General features: G+C 50.4%; 13 protein-coding genes. 5 read left to right on the forward strand and 8 right to left on the reverse strand.

Going from position 1 to position 14,965, the window contains the following annotated elements; genetic code table 11:
* Window positions 1–256: 256 nt before the first annotated feature.
* From H9I36_RS08010 to H9I36_RS08025, 4 genes are all read right to left on the reverse strand, one after another.
* Window positions 257–862 (reverse strand): hypothetical protein, encoded by a 606-nt coding sequence (locus H9I36_RS08010; protein ID WP_187384909.1) that lies wholly within the window; start codon window positions 860–862, stop codon window positions 257–259.
* A gap of 33 nt (window positions 863–895) precedes the next feature.
* Window positions 896–3,661, reverse strand: coding sequence for a valine--tRNA ligase (locus tag H9I36_RS08015; protein ID WP_187384837.1), 2,766 nt, complete (start codon window positions 3,659–3,661; stop codon window positions 896–898).
* A 181-nt stretch (window positions 3,662–3,842) separates the two neighbouring features.
* Complete coding sequence (locus H9I36_RS08020; protein WP_021330037.1) at window positions 3,843–4,157, reverse strand: BrnA antitoxin family protein; 315 nt, start codon at window positions 4,155–4,157, stop codon at window positions 3,843–3,845.
* A gap of 253 nt (window positions 4,158–4,410) precedes the next feature.
* Entirely contained in the window at window positions 4,411–5,229 is an 819-nt protein-coding gene (locus H9I36_RS08025) for a glucosaminidase domain-containing protein (RefSeq protein ID WP_255422705.1), read from the reverse strand.
* 38 nt (window positions 5,230–5,267) lie between these two features.
* Here H9I36_RS08025 and radC point away from each other — a divergent pair, with 38 nt between their 5' ends.
* Window positions 5,268–5,936, forward strand: coding sequence for a RadC family protein (gene radC, locus H9I36_RS08030; protein WP_187384838.1), 669 nt, complete (start codon window positions 5,268–5,270; stop codon window positions 5,934–5,936).
* Window positions 5,937–6,063: 127 nt separating this feature from the next.
* Window positions 6,064–7,311 carry a S1C family serine protease gene (locus tag H9I36_RS08035; RefSeq protein ID WP_187384839.1) on the forward strand — a complete coding sequence of 416 codons (1,248 nt, stop codon included), beginning with the start codon at window positions 6,064–6,066 and terminating at the stop codon, window positions 7,309–7,311.
* Window positions 7,312–7,401: 90 nt separating this feature from the next.
* Here H9I36_RS08035 and H9I36_RS08040 read toward each other — a convergent pair whose 3' ends face one another.
* Window positions 7,402–7,827 carry a type II toxin-antitoxin system VapC family toxin gene (locus H9I36_RS08040; protein WP_187384840.1) on the reverse strand — a complete coding sequence of 142 codons (426 nt, stop codon included), beginning with the start codon at window positions 7,825–7,827 and terminating at the stop codon, window positions 7,402–7,404.
* On the reverse strand, window positions 7,824–8,102 hold the full coding sequence (locus H9I36_RS08045; protein WP_187384841.1) for a type II toxin-antitoxin system Phd/YefM family antitoxin: 279 nt from the start codon (window positions 8,100–8,102) through the stop codon (window positions 7,824–7,826). Before H9I36_RS08045 ends, H9I36_RS08040 begins: the two co-directional genes overlap by 4 nt.
* Before the next feature lie 168 nt (window positions 8,103–8,270).
* On the opposite strand from H9I36_RS08045, the gene uvrB reads away from it, so the two are divergent.
* Window positions 8,271–10,268, forward strand: a complete 1,998-nt coding sequence (gene uvrB / locus H9I36_RS08050) for an excinuclease ABC subunit UvrB (protein ID WP_187384842.1) — start codon at window positions 8,271–8,273, stop codon at window positions 10,266–10,268.
* 153 nt (window positions 10,269–10,421) lie between these two features.
* On the opposite strand, the gene H9I36_RS08055 is transcribed toward uvrB, so the two are convergent.
* Window positions 10,422–10,844, reverse strand: coding sequence for a bacteriohemerythrin (locus H9I36_RS08055; RefSeq protein WP_187384843.1), 423 nt, complete (start codon window positions 10,842–10,844; stop codon window positions 10,422–10,424).
* A 203-nt stretch (window positions 10,845–11,047) separates the two neighbouring features.
* Window positions 11,048–11,959 carry a fructosamine kinase family protein gene (locus tag H9I36_RS08060; protein ID WP_187384844.1) on the reverse strand — a complete coding sequence of 304 codons (912 nt, stop codon included), beginning with the start codon at window positions 11,957–11,959 and terminating at the stop codon, window positions 11,048–11,050.
* A gap of 182 nt (window positions 11,960–12,141) precedes the next feature.
* Here H9I36_RS08060 and nrdD point away from each other — a divergent pair, with 182 nt between their 5' ends.
* Both nrdD and nrdG read left to right on the forward strand, forming a co-directional pair.
* Window positions 12,142–14,304: an anaerobic ribonucleoside-triphosphate reductase gene (nrdD, locus tag H9I36_RS08065; protein WP_187384845.1), complete on the forward strand. Its 2,163-nt coding sequence runs from the start codon at window positions 12,142–12,144 to the stop codon at window positions 14,302–14,304.
* A complete protein-coding gene (gene nrdG, locus H9I36_RS08070) occupies window positions 14,304–14,798 on the forward strand; it encodes an anaerobic ribonucleoside-triphosphate reductase activating protein (protein WP_187384846.1) in 495 nt (164 codons plus the stop codon). The genes nrdD and nrdG overlap by 1 nt, the downstream gene beginning before the upstream one ends.
* The last annotated feature ends 167 nt before the right edge of the window (window positions 14,799–14,965 follow it).

Genomic DNA, 14,965 nt, shown 5'->3' on the forward strand with positions numbered 1-14,965 from the left:
ATAATAAACTTCCGTTGCCGACGGCAGCAGAATCCGCACTCAGGGCCGTATCCGCCTGAAAACCGAAATCGGTTGACTTTACAGGGATACCGGAGCTCGCTCCGATCGACTCTCAAAGAACCCTTTTACGCGCAAAAATGACGCGTTCTGTAGTTATACAGTATTTGCAAAAAAGATGCAAGAGGGAAACGAAAAAATTCCAAATTGTTGACAATATCGAGAAAAAATACTTTTTCATGTTGAAGATCCGGAAAAGCTATCCCTGCCGCATGTCTTTTTTTCGATCGATATAGCCGCTTTCTTCGAGGTAGCGACGGCGGGAGATAATGAGACCGATGAGTTCCTGATACATATTGTAGTCGACTTCGAGCGCGATCGGCAAAATAAAAAATTCGGTTTCGTCGCAGTACCGCTCGATAAACGCGGGATCGGTGACGAAGCCGAGACTTATCATATTGCTGATCCTGTCGGCGCATTTTAATATTTTCGCTTTTTGGCTTCCGCTTTGGATGATGGTACGAAGGTAATCGCTTTTCGGCTCTCCTTCTTTTCGCGTCACTTCGAGGACGAGCTTGTATACTTTCCGCCCGTCTTCGTCGATATCGATTATCAAATTCGGATCGAAGCCGGGCACGTCTTCAATGACGTCGTGGATGCACGACGCTTTCAAAAGCACCGCGTCGATATAGCCGTAGTCGATGAGTATGCTCATCGTGTCGAGCTGATGGCGGAACATATTGCCGCCGGCATGGCGGGCTTTGCCGATGAGTACCGTCGCAAGCTGCATGTACGGCGCGAGATAGATGTTTTTCAGCTGGAGCATGGATTTGTTGTCCATTCTACCCGAGCGGTCGACGTGCATTTTGTACTTCAATCGTTTCATCGGCTCCGCCTCTTACAAGCTTTGCATATACGACGCAAGTTTTTCTATGCGGCGCCTGTTTTCTTCGAGCTTCGCCTTTTCCGCTTCGACGAGTTCTTTCGCAGCGTGCTCCGCGAATTTGCCCGAAAGCTTCGCTTCCGAACGGGCGGCGATCGCTTCGGCTTCGGCTTTTTCTTTTTGGAAGCGAGAGGCGAGCTGCGTTTTGTCGATGCTTTCGTCTATGAGTAAAAAGGCTTCGGCCCCCGGTACGACGGTACCGATCGAAGAGGCGGGCTTTTCGGCGACAAAATCGATGTGCGCGATTCCCGCAAGCAGCATGATGATGTCGGATTTTTCAGCACAGACTTCCGCAGCGCTGCCCTTTTCGATCATAAGCGCAAGGCGTATCTTCGAAGCGGGGTCGATGCCGCACTCGGCGCGGAGCGCGCGAACGCCTTTTATGAGTTCGCGAAGCACATTGAAACGCCGCGTCACGCTTTCATCGACGCGAGCATCGCTTGCTTCGGGAAAGGGAGCAGCGATGAGCATACCGTCGTATGTGCTCGTCGAAAGGATTTTATTCGCACCTGCGAGTTTTCTATTTTTAACAATTTCGGCAAGCGGAAGTTTTGCGTAGATCTCTTCGGTCACAAAGGGGAGGAAGGGATGGAGGAGGCGGATATTCTCTTCGAGCACGTTGAGCAAAACCGAAACCGCTCTGTCTTTTTCCGCATCGCTTCCGTTTTTAAATGAAAGCTTTGTCGCTTCCACGTACCAGTCGCAGTATTCGTTCCAAAAATATTCGTAGAGCGAAGAAGCCGCATCGTTGTAGCGGTAGCTTTCAAGCGCTTCGCGCTCCGCTCGCACGCACTTGTCGAGCTCCGTGTAAATCCACCTGTCGAGTTCGGTTAAATCTTCGTCGCGCACCGGAACGAGATTCCGCCCTTCGAGATTTCCGAGTATATAGCGGCTCGCGTTCCACACTTTGTTCGCAAAACGGCTTCCGAGCTTAAACGATTCCCTGTCGATTAAAACGTCCTGCCCCTGCGCGCACATAAAGCCGAGCGTAAATTTGAACGCGTCGCTTCCGTACATATCGACGATCTCAAGCGGGTCGATTCCGTTGCCGAGCGACTTGCTCATCTTTCGGCCCTGCCTGTCGCGCACGAGCCCGTGAATGTAGATGTCGTGAAACGGCGCTTTGCCCGTAAATTCGATGCCCGCCATAATCATGCGGCTCACCCAAAAGAAGATGATGTCGTAGGCGGTGACGAGCGCGCTCGTCGGGTAAAACTTTGCCGAATCGTCGGTCTCCTCCGGCCAGCCGAGCGTGCTGAACGGCCACAGCCATGAAGAAAACCACGTGTCGAGTACGTCGGGATCCTGTTCGAGTTCGGTCGACGAACACTTCGGACAGACGTGCACGTCTTCGCGCGAAACGATCGTCTCCCCGCATTTTTTGCAATACCACACCGGAATACGGTGCCCCCACCACAGCTGACGGCTGATGCACCAGTCGCGGATATTTTCGAGCCATACTTTATACGTGTTTTCCCATTTGCGCGGGAAAAATTCGATATCGCCGTTTTTCCACGCACGAAGCGCTTTTTGTGCAAGCGGCTGCATTTTGACAAACCACTGATCGCTTAAATACGGTTCGACGACGGTATTGCAGCGATAGCAATGTCCGACCGCGTGCGTAATCTTTTCTTCACCCTTGAATAAATTTTGCGCTTTCAAATCTTCGATGATCAGAGCCCGCGCTTTTGCACAGGAAAGCCCGCGGTATCGTTCGGGGCAGTTATCGTTCAGCGTACCGTCGGGATTCAATATATTGATAATGTCGAGATCGTTTCGCTTTCCGACCAGCCAGTCGTTCGGATCGTGCGCCGGCGTAATCTTTACCATACCGGTGCCGAAGTCTTTATCGACATACGCGTCGGCGATGAGCGGAATGACGCGGTCGGTACACGGCAGTTTTAATTTTTTTCCGACGATACCCTTATAGCGCTCGTCGGAAGGATTTACGGCGACGGCCGTATCGCCGAGCAGCGTTTCAGGCCGCGTCGTCGCTATTTCGATTTTCGTCGAACCGTCGGGTGCGGGTCCGTCGGCGTATTCGTAATAGATGTGATACATCGCACCGGCCGTATCCGTGTGTTCGACTTCGTCATCCGCAAGCGCGGTACCGCAGCGGGGACACCAGTTGACAAGATAATGTCCGCGATAGATGAGTCCGCGTTCATAAAGCGTTACGAACACGTCGCGCACCGCGCGAGAAAGTCCTTCGTCCATCGTAAAGCGCTCGCGATCCCAATCGGTGCTGTTGCCGAGCTTCCGCTGCTGTTTGACGATCGTCGCATGGTGGTCGTCTTTTACCGCCCATGTGCGCTCGAGAAATTTTTCGCGGCCTATGTCGCCGCGCGATTTGCCTTCTTTTTTCAGCGCGCGTTCGACGACGTTTTGCGTCGCGATACCCGCGTGATCGGTGCCCGTCACCCACAACGTGTTGTCGCCTTTCATACGGTGATAGCGCACGACGATGTCCTGCAGCGTATTGTTCAGCCCGTGCCCGACGTGCAAAACACCGGTCACGTTCGGAGGAGGAATGACGACTGAAAACGTCGCGGCTTTTATCTCGTCGGGAGATTTGCCCGCCGTACGTTTTTCGTATTCGGCGTGAACGGGAGAGGCGGGATCGGACGCGGGTTTAAACCAATTGCCCTCTTCCCATGCTTTGTATATGCGGTCTTCAAAATCTTTCGGGTTATACGCTTTTTCAAGCTCTATCGCTTTCATAAAAAAGCATTATCGCACATAATGCAAAAATAATCAAACAAAATAAAACTCCGATAATAAAATCATTGTACATAATATACACCGAATAAGTCGATAACGCTTACAACTCCGTCGATCGACTTCGGCATTGCGGATAAGAATCGCTAAAGGTGAGTTTTTAGAAATATCTTCGTGTAGTTTTCTACATCTGAGAAATAGGGCAATTATTGAGCCTTGCCCAGCGTATTACATTATTCAGTCTCGCCTGATAGCCTTTTCCCGCTTGTTTTAGCCATGCAAGATTATCATTGTCAATTTTTGTGTGAATGTCCGTCTTAGGCATTTTCAAAGATTGAATATAATAAAAGCCGCCGTTTGCAGTCGGTTTACTCGGCGGTATATCCGAAAAGTCTATTTCGCTGTCAGGTGTTTTATCCATCTCTTCAAGGATTGCCCGTTCTTTATCCGTCAGCGGTGGAAAATCAATAACCTTGTATTCTCTTTGCATTTTCTTCATACAGTAAGCAACGGATCATTGAATATACGGCTTGCAAATTCAAAACTAAGCCCCTTATGCTTTATTTTATTGTATTCATTCTTTGCCGTATCCCATACAAAAGTATCAAGATAGACAAAATCCGTATTCCGTTCCACATCTTTATAGTACATCATATATGTACATAAATCAATAGAAATTTATGGCTATACCGTTATATCCGTTCTCGATACGTCCGACGCGCTGCTCGATGCGCATACAAACGGCCGATATCCTACTTCCGCTCCATACGAGAAAGGAGCGCGTCGAGCTTTTCGCCGTATTTTTTATCGGACGCCCACGTCCCTGCAAGCTCGAAAACCGTCGGTGCTTTGCCGCGCGGAGAGACGAATTTAGCGCGCTTATCGACGACGGGATTGACGAGTTCGTCGGTATCTCCGTAGGCATTCAAATGCTGGATATGCGCGCGCACGCCGAGCAGTATCGTCGGAAAACGGTCGGGAGCCGCTCCGCTTCCGGTCGCCCCGAGTCCGCAGTAATTGTGCATGTCTTCGGTAACCGCTCCGCCGAATTTCAAAAATCCCGTTTCGAGGCACATCTGCGCGAAGGCGACGTCGGAATTTATCCCTTCGTCGTGTGCTTCCGAAATATAACACTGCGCAATATAGAGGGCATCCTCTTTGCGTATCGCGGGGTTATGAGAGCGTAAAAACGATGCGAGTTCCGTCGCTGAAAAAACACCTTCGCCCGTAAGGCTTCGCGATGCTGCAGGTTTTTCAAACGAAAGCGTCGCACACGAAACGAAAATCGCAGCACAGGCACACGGCAGTGCGATGCGGCGAAATAAAGTCGATTTCGGCGGACGCCCTCCGTTTTTTTCGGCCTTTTTTATTCCCGACAGTATTTTTTCCAATCTTGTCATATCGATATTTTCGGCACCGCGTCCCTTCTTCGTGAGCGTCCCGATACAAACGGCAGCGATGAGTCCGACATACGAATACCGCGCAAACGAGGGCGGTAAAACTCCGATGCGCGCATACCGCGCACGTGCATACGAACAAACGCACAATTTTATCGTAAAAACTTCGAGCAAAAACTCCGAAATCGCAACATTTTTTCGATTATTAAGTGATGAACTATCAGCAAAACGCAAAACCGGACGTACGCGAACAGGTTTTAAAACACGGATTTTCATATCCGAGCGATGAGGAACTTGTCATGCTCATACTCGGAAGCGGCACAAAAAAATCGCCCGTGCGCCGCCTCGCGCGCAGCGTCGTCGAAGCGCTGTACGAATCGAACGACAAAAACATCGTGCCGGATCTTTTGGCGATCAAAGGCATGGGAACGGGAAAAAGCCTCGCCGTAGCGGCCGCGATCGAACTCGGACGCAGACGAAACGCGCACCTGCATTCGGTCATCACGCAGCCGAAAGATGTCGTGCCCTTTGTGAAAAATTATTCGGTGATGCCGAAAGAGCATTTTCTGTGCATAACGCTCAACGGCGGACACGAAATCATAAAGATACGCGTCGTAAGCGTCGGTACGATCAATCGAACGATCGTCCATCCGCGAGAAATCTTTTCGGAAGCGCTCGTCGAAAATGCAGCGGCGATGATCGTATGCCACAATCATCCGTCGGGCAGCTGCGCACCGAGCAGAGAAGATATCGAAACGACGAAGACGCTCATAGAAGCGTCGAAAATCATCGGCATCACGCTGCTCGACCACATCATCCTCGACCGTGATTCGTATTTCAGTTTTCTCGAACACGATCTGCTCTTTACGCCCGTAGAATAACGACCGAGCGCATTCAGCGGCTGCGATAAAGCGTGCGATTAATCCGAATACGGCACGGCTTCTACCGGCGCCGGAATTCGGCATCTTCGATTTGACGCATCGCTTTTAAATCGATATCATTATCGATATGAAGCTTTATTCGAAAACGCAATTCATACGTGCAATCGCCGCGGCAGTCGTAATCACCGCAGCGACAGCGGTTTTTATCGATAGAAACATCGGCTCATTTGCGTCGTTCGCGGGCATCGGGGAAGCTGCGGTGCAGCCTGCCGAAACGCAGCGCGATTTTGAAAATCAAAAGGCCGCCGAAAGCTATCCGGTTTTCGAACAAAGCGCCGCCCTCCCGCTGCGTCCCGTTGCGGATGCATCCCGTTTTACGGAAGACGAACAGCAGAATATCAACGTCTACGACCGGTGCGCCGAATCGGTCGTAAACATAAGCACGAAGATCGCCGGCGTAAACTGGTTTCTCGAACCGATAGTCGAAGACGGCGGAACCGGCAGCGGCTCCATCATCGACAAGCGCGGATACATCGTCACTAACGTGCACGTCATTCAAAATGCATCGGAAATCTACGTGTCGCTTTCAGACGGCACACAGTACGAAGCGGAGATCGTCGGACAGGACAGCGAAAGCGATTTGGCGGTTATTAAATTCACGCCGCCTGCAGGTACGGTTTTAAAAACGATTTCATTCGGAGATTCGAGCAAAGTCAAAATCGGACAAAAAGTCATCGCGATCGGAAACCCGTTCGGACTCGACCGTACGATGACGACGGGAATCGTTTCGGGACTCGCCCGTCCCGTGCGGAACAACAACAACAGGATCATCCGCAACATGATTCAAACCGATGCCGCAATCAATCCGGGAAATTCGGGCGGTCCGCTTTTGGATACTGCAGGGCGCATGGTCGGTATCAACACGATGATCGTATCGTCTTCGGGAAGCTCTGCCGGCGTCGGCTTTGCGATCCCTGCGGAAACCGCGGTGCGCGTCGTTTCCGATTTGATACGTTACGGGCGCGTAAACCGCGGCATCGTGCAGATGTCGATCGTACAGCTGAACCGGACGATCGTACAGTACGCGGGTCTCGACGTATCGGCGGGCGTACTCGTTTCGGAAGTGACGAAAAACGGAAACGCGGACAACGCCGGTATACGAGGCGGCACGCAGCGGGCAAACTACGGCCGCTCGATAATCTTCCTCGGCGGCGACATCGTAACGAAGATCGACGACATCGCGATAGCCTCCCTCGCCGATTATTTTTCCGCGCTCGAAGACAAGCGTCCCGGAGATACGGTTTCGATGACGATCCGCCGCAATCGCAGAGATTTGACGATAAACGTAACGCTCGCTCCGCCGCAGCAAAATTAATCACCCCCCCCGACGCAAGCGTCGGGGTATTAAACCCTCCGCACGAATAATTTGAACGGCGGGTTTTGAAAGCATATCGGCTGATTGATTTTACCGAATCCAATCTTCGATTTTCAGCATACTGATTTTACAGAGTGCCGCGAAATCCCGCTCATTGTGTGTTACGAGGATCATATTGTTTGCTACGGCTGTCGCCGCAATCTGCGTATCCGCATAAGAGCTCGGCGTACCCGCCGCATCGCAGCGCGCCAAAAGTTCTCCGCAAATGCCGGCGGCAAGCGCATCGTAGGGAATGACATCCATATTTGATCTGAGGTTTTCAATCGCATCTGCAACGATGTGTCGCCTCTTGCCTTCGGGCATTTTTTCCAATCCGTATATTAATTCCTGCCAAACGACGGCGGGGATCGCACAGCGTGTTTCGTTTGCGTAGTACCGTTCCAATATATGTTCATTAGGAATTTTCTTTGCAAATTCGGAAATAACATTCGTATCCAATAAGTATATCGCTTTCATTTTTCCGACCAAAGTTTTTGAGCTTTCTTAGGATCAGGCATCTCTCGCGATCTGACATAGGGCAAGCCCTCATCGAGCAAGCTGTCCTCGTGAGCTTTTCTCCATTCGGAAAGCCAATTTTGCCGCCGAATATGTCGTTCACGGTATGCTTCATAGCTGATGATGACGGCCACCGGCTTATCGCGGCGGGTAAGCTCGACGCTTTCCCCCGCTTCCGCCATCTTTATGAGAGCTGAAAAATTGTTTCTCGCATCGTAGATCGACGATCTGCACATACGCACAGTATACGGCGATCCTGGCTATTTGTCAATAAAATTGGCTATATCGATTTACCATACTGCCGACCGGCACTTTATCAACTTTTTAAATAGAGCTCGGAAAATCGATTTCCCCGAAAGGCAGACCCTTTTGCCTTTTACCGCACGGTACGGTATATTTACGGTATGCGCAAATTTCACGTAGTGTCTCCGTACGAACCGGCGGGCGACCAAAAACAGGCGATCGACGCGCTCGCCGAAGGTTTTTTACGCGGCGACAAGTACCAGACGCTCAAAGGCGTAACCGGAAGCGGCAAAACTTTTACGATGGCGAAAATCATCGAACGAGTGCAGCGTCCGACGCTCATCATCAGCCACAATAAAACTCTTTCGGCGCAGCTGTATCGCGAGTTTAAAAGTTTTTTCCCCGACAACGCCGTCGAATATTTCGTTTCGTACTACGATTACTATCAGCCGGAAGCATACGTGCCCGCACGGGATTTGTATATAGAAAAAGACGCGTCGATAAACGATGAAATCGACCGGATGCGCTTGGCTGCGACGTACAGCCTTATGGAGCGGCGCGACGTCGTCGTCGTTGCAACGGTGTCGTGCATCTACGGCCTCGGTATGCCGGACTTATACAAAGAGATGCGCGTACACATCGAAAAGGGAGAATCGCGCACTACACATACGATCGCAGAAGAACTTATCGCGCTGCAGTACAAGCGCAACGACGCCGTATTGGAGCGGGGCAATTTCAGAATCCGCGGCGACGTCATGGAAATCTTTCCGGCATACATGGAAACGGACGAAGCGTATAAAATCGAATTCGATTGGGATGAAGTCGCAAAGATAAAACGCTTCAACGTGATGACGGGAAAGACGATCGAAGATTTGGACGAAACGGTCATCTATCCCGCACGTCACTTTGTCGTACCGCACGAACTGCTTGTCGCCGCAACTGAGCGCATACAAAGGGAACTCGACGCTCGCCTCGCCGAACTTGAAGCGCAAAAAAAGCCGCTCGAATACGAACGCCTCAAAACGCGCACGACGTACGATATCGAAATGATGAAAGAGATGGGCTACTGTCCGGGCATCGAAAACTATTCCGCACCGATCACGGGACGAAAAACGGGAGAGCCGCCTGCGACGCTCCTCCACTATTTTCCCGATGATTTTTTGTGCATGCTCGACGAAGCGCACGTCACCGTCCCGCAGCTCGGCGCGATGTACGAAGGAGATCGGAGCCGAAAACAAAACCTCGTCGATTTCGGTTTCCGCCTGCCGAGCGCGCTCGATAATCGCCCGCTCAAGTTTGCCGAATTTTCCGCAAAGCTCAACCAAGTCATCTACGTGAGCGCAACACCGCGAAAAGAAGAAGTAAAACAGAGCACACAAGTCGTCGAACAGCTCATCAGACCCACCGGCCTCCTCGACCCGATCGTCGAAGTGCGGCCGAGCGAAGGTCAGATGGAAGACATCTACAACGAAATCAAAAAGCGCATTGCAAAAAACGAACGCAGCCTCGTTCTGACGCTGACAAAAAAGATGGCAGAAGATCTGACCGATTATCTGCTCGGTCTTTCGCTCAAAGTAAAATACATCCACTCCGAAGTCGAAACCTTCGAGCGCGTCGAATTATTAAAAGGGCTGCGTGCGGGAGAGTTCGACGTGCTCATCGGCATCAACCTTTTGCGCGAAGGGATCGATTTGCCGGAAGTGTCGTTTATCGCGATCCTCGATGCGGATAAAATCGGATTTTTGAGATCGGCGACGAGCTTGATCCAAATCATCGGTCGGGCGGCGCGGAATGCGGATGGAACCGTCGTCATGTATGCGGACAGGATGAGCGATGCGATGCAGGAAGCGGTAAACGAAACGAAACACCGGCGCGAAATTCAGGAAGCGTACAACAAAGAACACGGCATTACGCCGAAAACGATCGCAAAAGCGGTCGAAGATATTTTAGTGCACGAAGAAAAAGAAGCCGAAGAAACGGCGGCCGTCGAACTGGCCGTCCTCAAAAAAAGCGCGAACCTCTTTGTGCCTTCGCAGCGCAAAAAGCTTATCGCCGCTCTGAAAAAAGAAATGGCGGAAGCCGCCGACCGTCTCGAATACGAAAAGGCCGCCGTCATCCGCGATCAAATACGCGATATCGAAAATCAATACGGAACATAAAAAAAAACGCCGAACGCGAATCGATCGGCAGCAATTTTAATCAACGACCCCGACGCAACCTCGCAGCGAAACTTCAAGCGGCGTCGGAGTATTACACCCTCCGCACGAATAAAAAAGTCCGAAACGGAAACGGCCGCGTTCCGCTGCGCTTTGCTATTGTTCCAATTTTTGCGAAACGAATTTACCCCAAATGCGGTCGGCGCGCGCGATGTGCATCAAAACCCAGTTTACGATAAAAGAATAAAATTTGAGCGCATCATCCTGAGTACCGCCGTCGAGTTTGCGGACCTGTATTTCGACTTCCCGCACAAACGCGTCATGCGCAACCTTATGCGTACTCGTCGCGGGATAACCGTATTTTGCCATAAATTTTTCTTCTTCGGTAAAGTGGTAAACGGTGTAATCGGTCAATGATTTAAGCACTTTCGACATCTTCAGTTTATAATCTTCGGGAGATCCTTCCACTGCATCATAGAGCTCGTTTGCAATAGCGAGCAGCCGCTTATGTTGACCGTCTATCTCCGGTATATTCAAAAGATAGGAATCGTCCCACTGAACCTTTGCAACCTTTTCCATAACATACTCCCATATTCTTTTTGTACGAAGCGTACGCTTTCAAAACATTGTATCCGCACAAAAAAATTATTAATTTCAATATCTTTTAAGACCGCACTCACCGTAAGCAAAGCGACTCCGGCGAAGATGAGCCGATAATGACAACTCCATGACCGGCTTTTATCATAACTGCATTTTCAAATCATGTCAAATATGTTTGCATATCAACTATATTCGTTTACGATGTCGCATACGGCAGTAAAATATGCCCTGCCGAAGAGATTCAAATGATTTACTATATGATAAAGATTGTACAAATCGCGCCGCTCTTTCCAGCCGGCTTCAAGAGCATAGGCTTCGTTATACGCGTCGTAAAATATGCGCGGAAACCCGCCGAAAAGTTCAGTCATCGCGATATCCGCTTCCCGATTTCCGCAATAGCATGCGGGATCGATAAGAACGGCTTTGCCGCCGGAAGCGCACATAAGGTTTCCGCTCCACAAGTCGCCGTGCAAAAGAGAAGGAGCTTCCGGCTCTGCGATAAAGTTTTCCATGCGTTCGAGCAGTTTAATAATTTTTCCGTTCATCGCCGTATCGAAATACCCGGAAGCTTTTTTAAACTGAGGCGCGAGGCGGCATTCACGAAAAAAATCGACCCACGAATCGGACGGCGCATTTATCTGTTCGGCCGCTCCGATAAAATTGTTTTCAATAAAACCGAATTTTTTACCGGAAGAAAAAGAAGCGCAGTCCGCCCGGTGCATAGCTGCAAGAGAGCGGGCGAACGTTTTCCAATACGCATCGTCTTTTTCACCGGGATCGATATAGTCGAGGAGTAAAAAGGAATAGCCTACATGCTCTCCGTCGTCCGTACCCGCGCCCAAAACGTGCGGAACGGCGATCGTCCCCGTCGATGCGATCGCAAAAAGACCTGCCGCTTCGGCGCTAAAAAAAGCGGCGTTTTCTTTTGCGTTCGCTTTCATAAAAATACGCTTACCGTCTGAAAGGATGAGCGCGTACGCTTTGTTTATGTCGCCGCCTGAAAGCCGATCGGTGTGCGAAATCGAAATGCCGTGCCCGAAGATATCCGTGAGCGCGTGCGCGAGCGACGTATACTGTAAAAACGCTTCGGCCATAGCTCGAGTATAGCAAAAATCGATTTTTTTTAATATATGTGCTGTTTTTTATATTTCGCTTGACTAAAAACGCTATATCTGGTAGTTTTATTATCAACGGGCGCTATATATAGCGCTAAAATTATATCGATATTAATTTTATATCGATTTCACCGAAAATATCAGGAAAATAAGGGGAATATATGAAAATCATAAAGCGAAGCGGTGCGGAAGTTCCGTTCGACCGATCGAAGATAACGGTTGCGATTTCAAAAGCAAACGAACAGGTGCCGGAAACCGAGCGCCTCACGCAAGCGCAGATCGATTCCGTCGCCGACGACATCGAAATCGAATGTGCGAGAGGCGGGCACGCGCTCGACGTCGAAACGATTCAGGACCGCGTCGAAAACGGTATCATGAGGTGCGGCGCATACAATGTTGCGAAAACCTATATCACGTACCGCTACCGCCATGCGCTCATGAGAAAAGCGAACACGACGGACGCGCAGATTTTAAGCTTGCTCGACGAAAACAACGAAGAAGTCAAACAGGAAAACTCAAATAAAAATCCGACAGTCGTCAGCGTCCAGCGCGACTATATGGCCGGAGAAGTGAGCAAAGACATCACGAGGCGATTTTTGCTCGACGAAGATATCGCAAAAGCGCACGCCGAAGGCATCATCCACTTTCACGACGCCGACTATTTTGCGCAGCACATGCATAACTGCGATCTCGTCAATCTCGAAGACATGCTGCAAAACGGCACGGTCATCAGCAATACGAAAATCGACCGGCCGCATTCGTTTTCAACTGCGTGCAATATCGCGACGCAAATCATCGCTCAAGTTGCAAGCTGTCAGTACGGCGGCCAGAGCATTTCGCTTGCACACCTCGCGCCCTTTGTAGACGTGAGCCGCAAAAAAATCGAAAAAGAAACGAAAGAGATGATCGCAACGACGAAGCTTTCCGTAACGGATGAGCAATTTTCATACATCGTCGAAAACCGCCTGCGCGATGAAATAAAGCGGGGCGTGCAAACGATTCAATACCAAGTGATTACGCTGATGACGACGAACGGACAGGCGCCCTTCGTCACGGTCTTTATGTATTTGAACGAAGCGAAAAGCGCGCAGGAAAAATCGGATTTGGCGCTCATCATCGAAGAAACGCTCAAGCAGCGCTATCAGGGCGTCAAAAACGAAGCTGGTGCGTGGATCACGCCCGCCTTCCCGAAACTCATTTACGTGCTCGAAGACGACAACGTCGAGCGTAATTCGAAATATTATTATCTCACCGAGCTTGCGGCGAAGTGTTCGGCCAGGCGTCTCGTGCCCGATTATATTTCCGAAAAGAAAATGCTCGAACTCAAAGAGGGCAACTGCTATCCGTGCATGGGCTGCCGCTCTTTTCTCACGGTTTATCGCGACGAAAACGGCAAGCCGAAATTCTACGGCCGCTTTAACCAAGGCGTGGTTACGCTGAACCTCGTCGACGTCGCCTGCTCTTCGGGCGGCGATACGGAAAAATTTTGGCGCATTATGGACGAACGGCTTGAGTTGTGCCGCCGCGCGCTCATGATCCGCCACAAGAGGCTTCTCGGAACGAAAAGCGATGCGGCTCCGATTCTGTGGCAAAACGGAGCGATCGCGCGCCTGGCAAAGGGTGAAAAAATCGATAAGCTTTTGTTCGACGGCTATTCGACGATTTCGCTCGGATACGCGGGACTCTGCGAATGCGTGCGCTATATGACAGGAAAATCGCACACCGATCCCGAAGCGACGCCCTTTGCACTGGAAATCATGCACCGCTTAAACGACGCGTGCGCCGAATGGAAAAAAGAAACGACGATCGCCTTTTCGCTGTACGGCACGCCGCTTGAAAGCACGACGTATAAATTCGCCAAGTGTTTAAAACAGCGCTTCGGCATCATCCCCGGCGTTACCGATAAAAACTATATCACCAACAGCTACCACGTGCACGTCACCGAGCCGATAGACGCGTTTGCAAAACTGACATTCGAATCGCAGTTCCAAGAGCTTTCTCCCGGAGGTGCGGTCAGCTATGTCGAAGTGCCGAACATGGAAAATAATATGGAAGCGGTTATGACGCTTTTAAAACATATCTACAACAATATCATGTACGCCGAACTCAATACGAAAAGCGATTTTTGCCAAAGCTGCGGCTTTACCGGCGAAATTCATATCGCTTCCGATACCGACGGCAAGCTCGTGTGGGAATGCCCTGCCTGCGGCAACCGCGATCAGGCGAAGATGAACGTAGCGCGCCGTACCTGCGGCTATATCGGCACGCAGTACTGGAATCAGGGACGCACGCAGGAAATAAAAGAGCGCGTGCTGCACTTATAATGTACTACGGCGCCATAAAAAAAACGGATGTGACCGACGGAGAAGGAGTACGCGTTTCGCTCTTCGTCTCCGGCTGCCGCAACTGCTGCAAGGGATGCTTTCAAAAAGAAACATGGGATTTCCTCTACGGCAAGGAATTTACAAAGGAAACCGAAGATGAAATCCTCTGCGCCCTCGAACCCGATTATATCGCGGGTCTTACCGTGCTCGGAGGAGAGCCCTTCGAAGAAGAAAACCAGCGGGATATCCTCCCCTTTTTGCGCCGCGTCAAAAAAGCCTTTCCGCACAAAACGATATGGTGCTACACGGGCTACGTGTATGAAGCGGATTTGCTTTCCGGCGGACGGAAACACTGCGAAGCGACGGACGAAATGCTCTCCCTCATCGACGTGCTCATCGACGGACCTTTTATCGAAGAAGAGCGGGACATAACGCTCGCGTTCCGAGGCTCACGGAACCAGCGCATCCTGTATTTGAAAAACCGCAGCGAGTAAATTGCCGTCCGCATATTTTTAGGCCGAATGTCGCGTTTTTCAAAATGCGTTGTTTTTCCAACGTATTCATTCTTTAAAAAGCGGTATAATTTAACAAGATTGAATTATACCGATAAAACAACGTTCGCTCAAAAACGCTTGTTAATTAACACGGAAACTTTTACGGA

The sequence above is a fragment of the Treponema sp. Marseille-Q4130 genome (assembly GCF_014334325.1).
GTDB lineage: Bacteria > Spirochaetota > Spirochaetia > Treponematales > Treponemataceae > Treponema_D.

Bases quoted from the DNA above. Each gene is read 5' to 3' on its own strand.
- H9I36_RS08015 (WP_187384837.1), bottom strand. From the start codon at position 3,661: ATGAAAGCGATAGAGCTTGAAAAAGCGTATAACCCGAAAGATTTTGAA.
- H9I36_RS08020 (WP_021330037.1), bottom strand. From the start codon at position 4,157: ATGAAGAAAATGCAAAGAGAATACAAGGTTATTGATTTTCCACCGCTG.
- H9I36_RS08045 (WP_187384841.1), bottom strand. From the start codon at position 8,102: ATGTGCAGATCGTCGATCTACGATGCGAGAAACAATTTTTCAGCTCTC.
- H9I36_RS08040 (WP_187384840.1), bottom strand. From the start codon at position 7,827: ATGAAAGCGATATACTTATTGGATACGAATGTTATTTCCGAATTTGCA.
- nrdG (WP_187384846.1), top strand. From the start codon at position 14,304: ATGTACTACGGCGCCATAAAAAAAACGGATGTGACCGACGGAGAAGGA.
- H9I36_RS08010 (WP_187384909.1), bottom strand. From the start codon at position 862: ATGCACGTCGACCGCTCGGGTAGAATGGACAACAAATCCATGCTCCAG.
- radC (WP_187384838.1), top strand. From the start codon at position 5,268: ATGAACTATCAGCAAAACGCAAAACCGGACGTACGCGAACAGGTTTTA.
- H9I36_RS08055 (WP_187384843.1), bottom strand. From the start codon at position 10,844: ATGGAAAAGGTTGCAAAGGTTCAGTGGGACGATTCCTATCTTTTGAAT.
- nrdD (WP_187384845.1), top strand. From the start codon at position 12,142: ATGAAAATCATAAAGCGAAGCGGTGCGGAAGTTCCGTTCGACCGATCG.
- H9I36_RS08060 (WP_187384844.1), bottom strand. From the start codon at position 11,959: ATGGCCGAAGCGTTTTTACAGTATACGTCGCTCGCGCACGCGCTCACG.
- H9I36_RS08035 (WP_187384839.1), top strand. From the start codon at position 6,064: ATGAAGCTTTATTCGAAAACGCAATTCATACGTGCAATCGCCGCGGCA.
- uvrB (WP_187384842.1), top strand. From the start codon at position 8,271: ATGCGCAAATTTCACGTAGTGTCTCCGTACGAACCGGCGGGCGACCAA.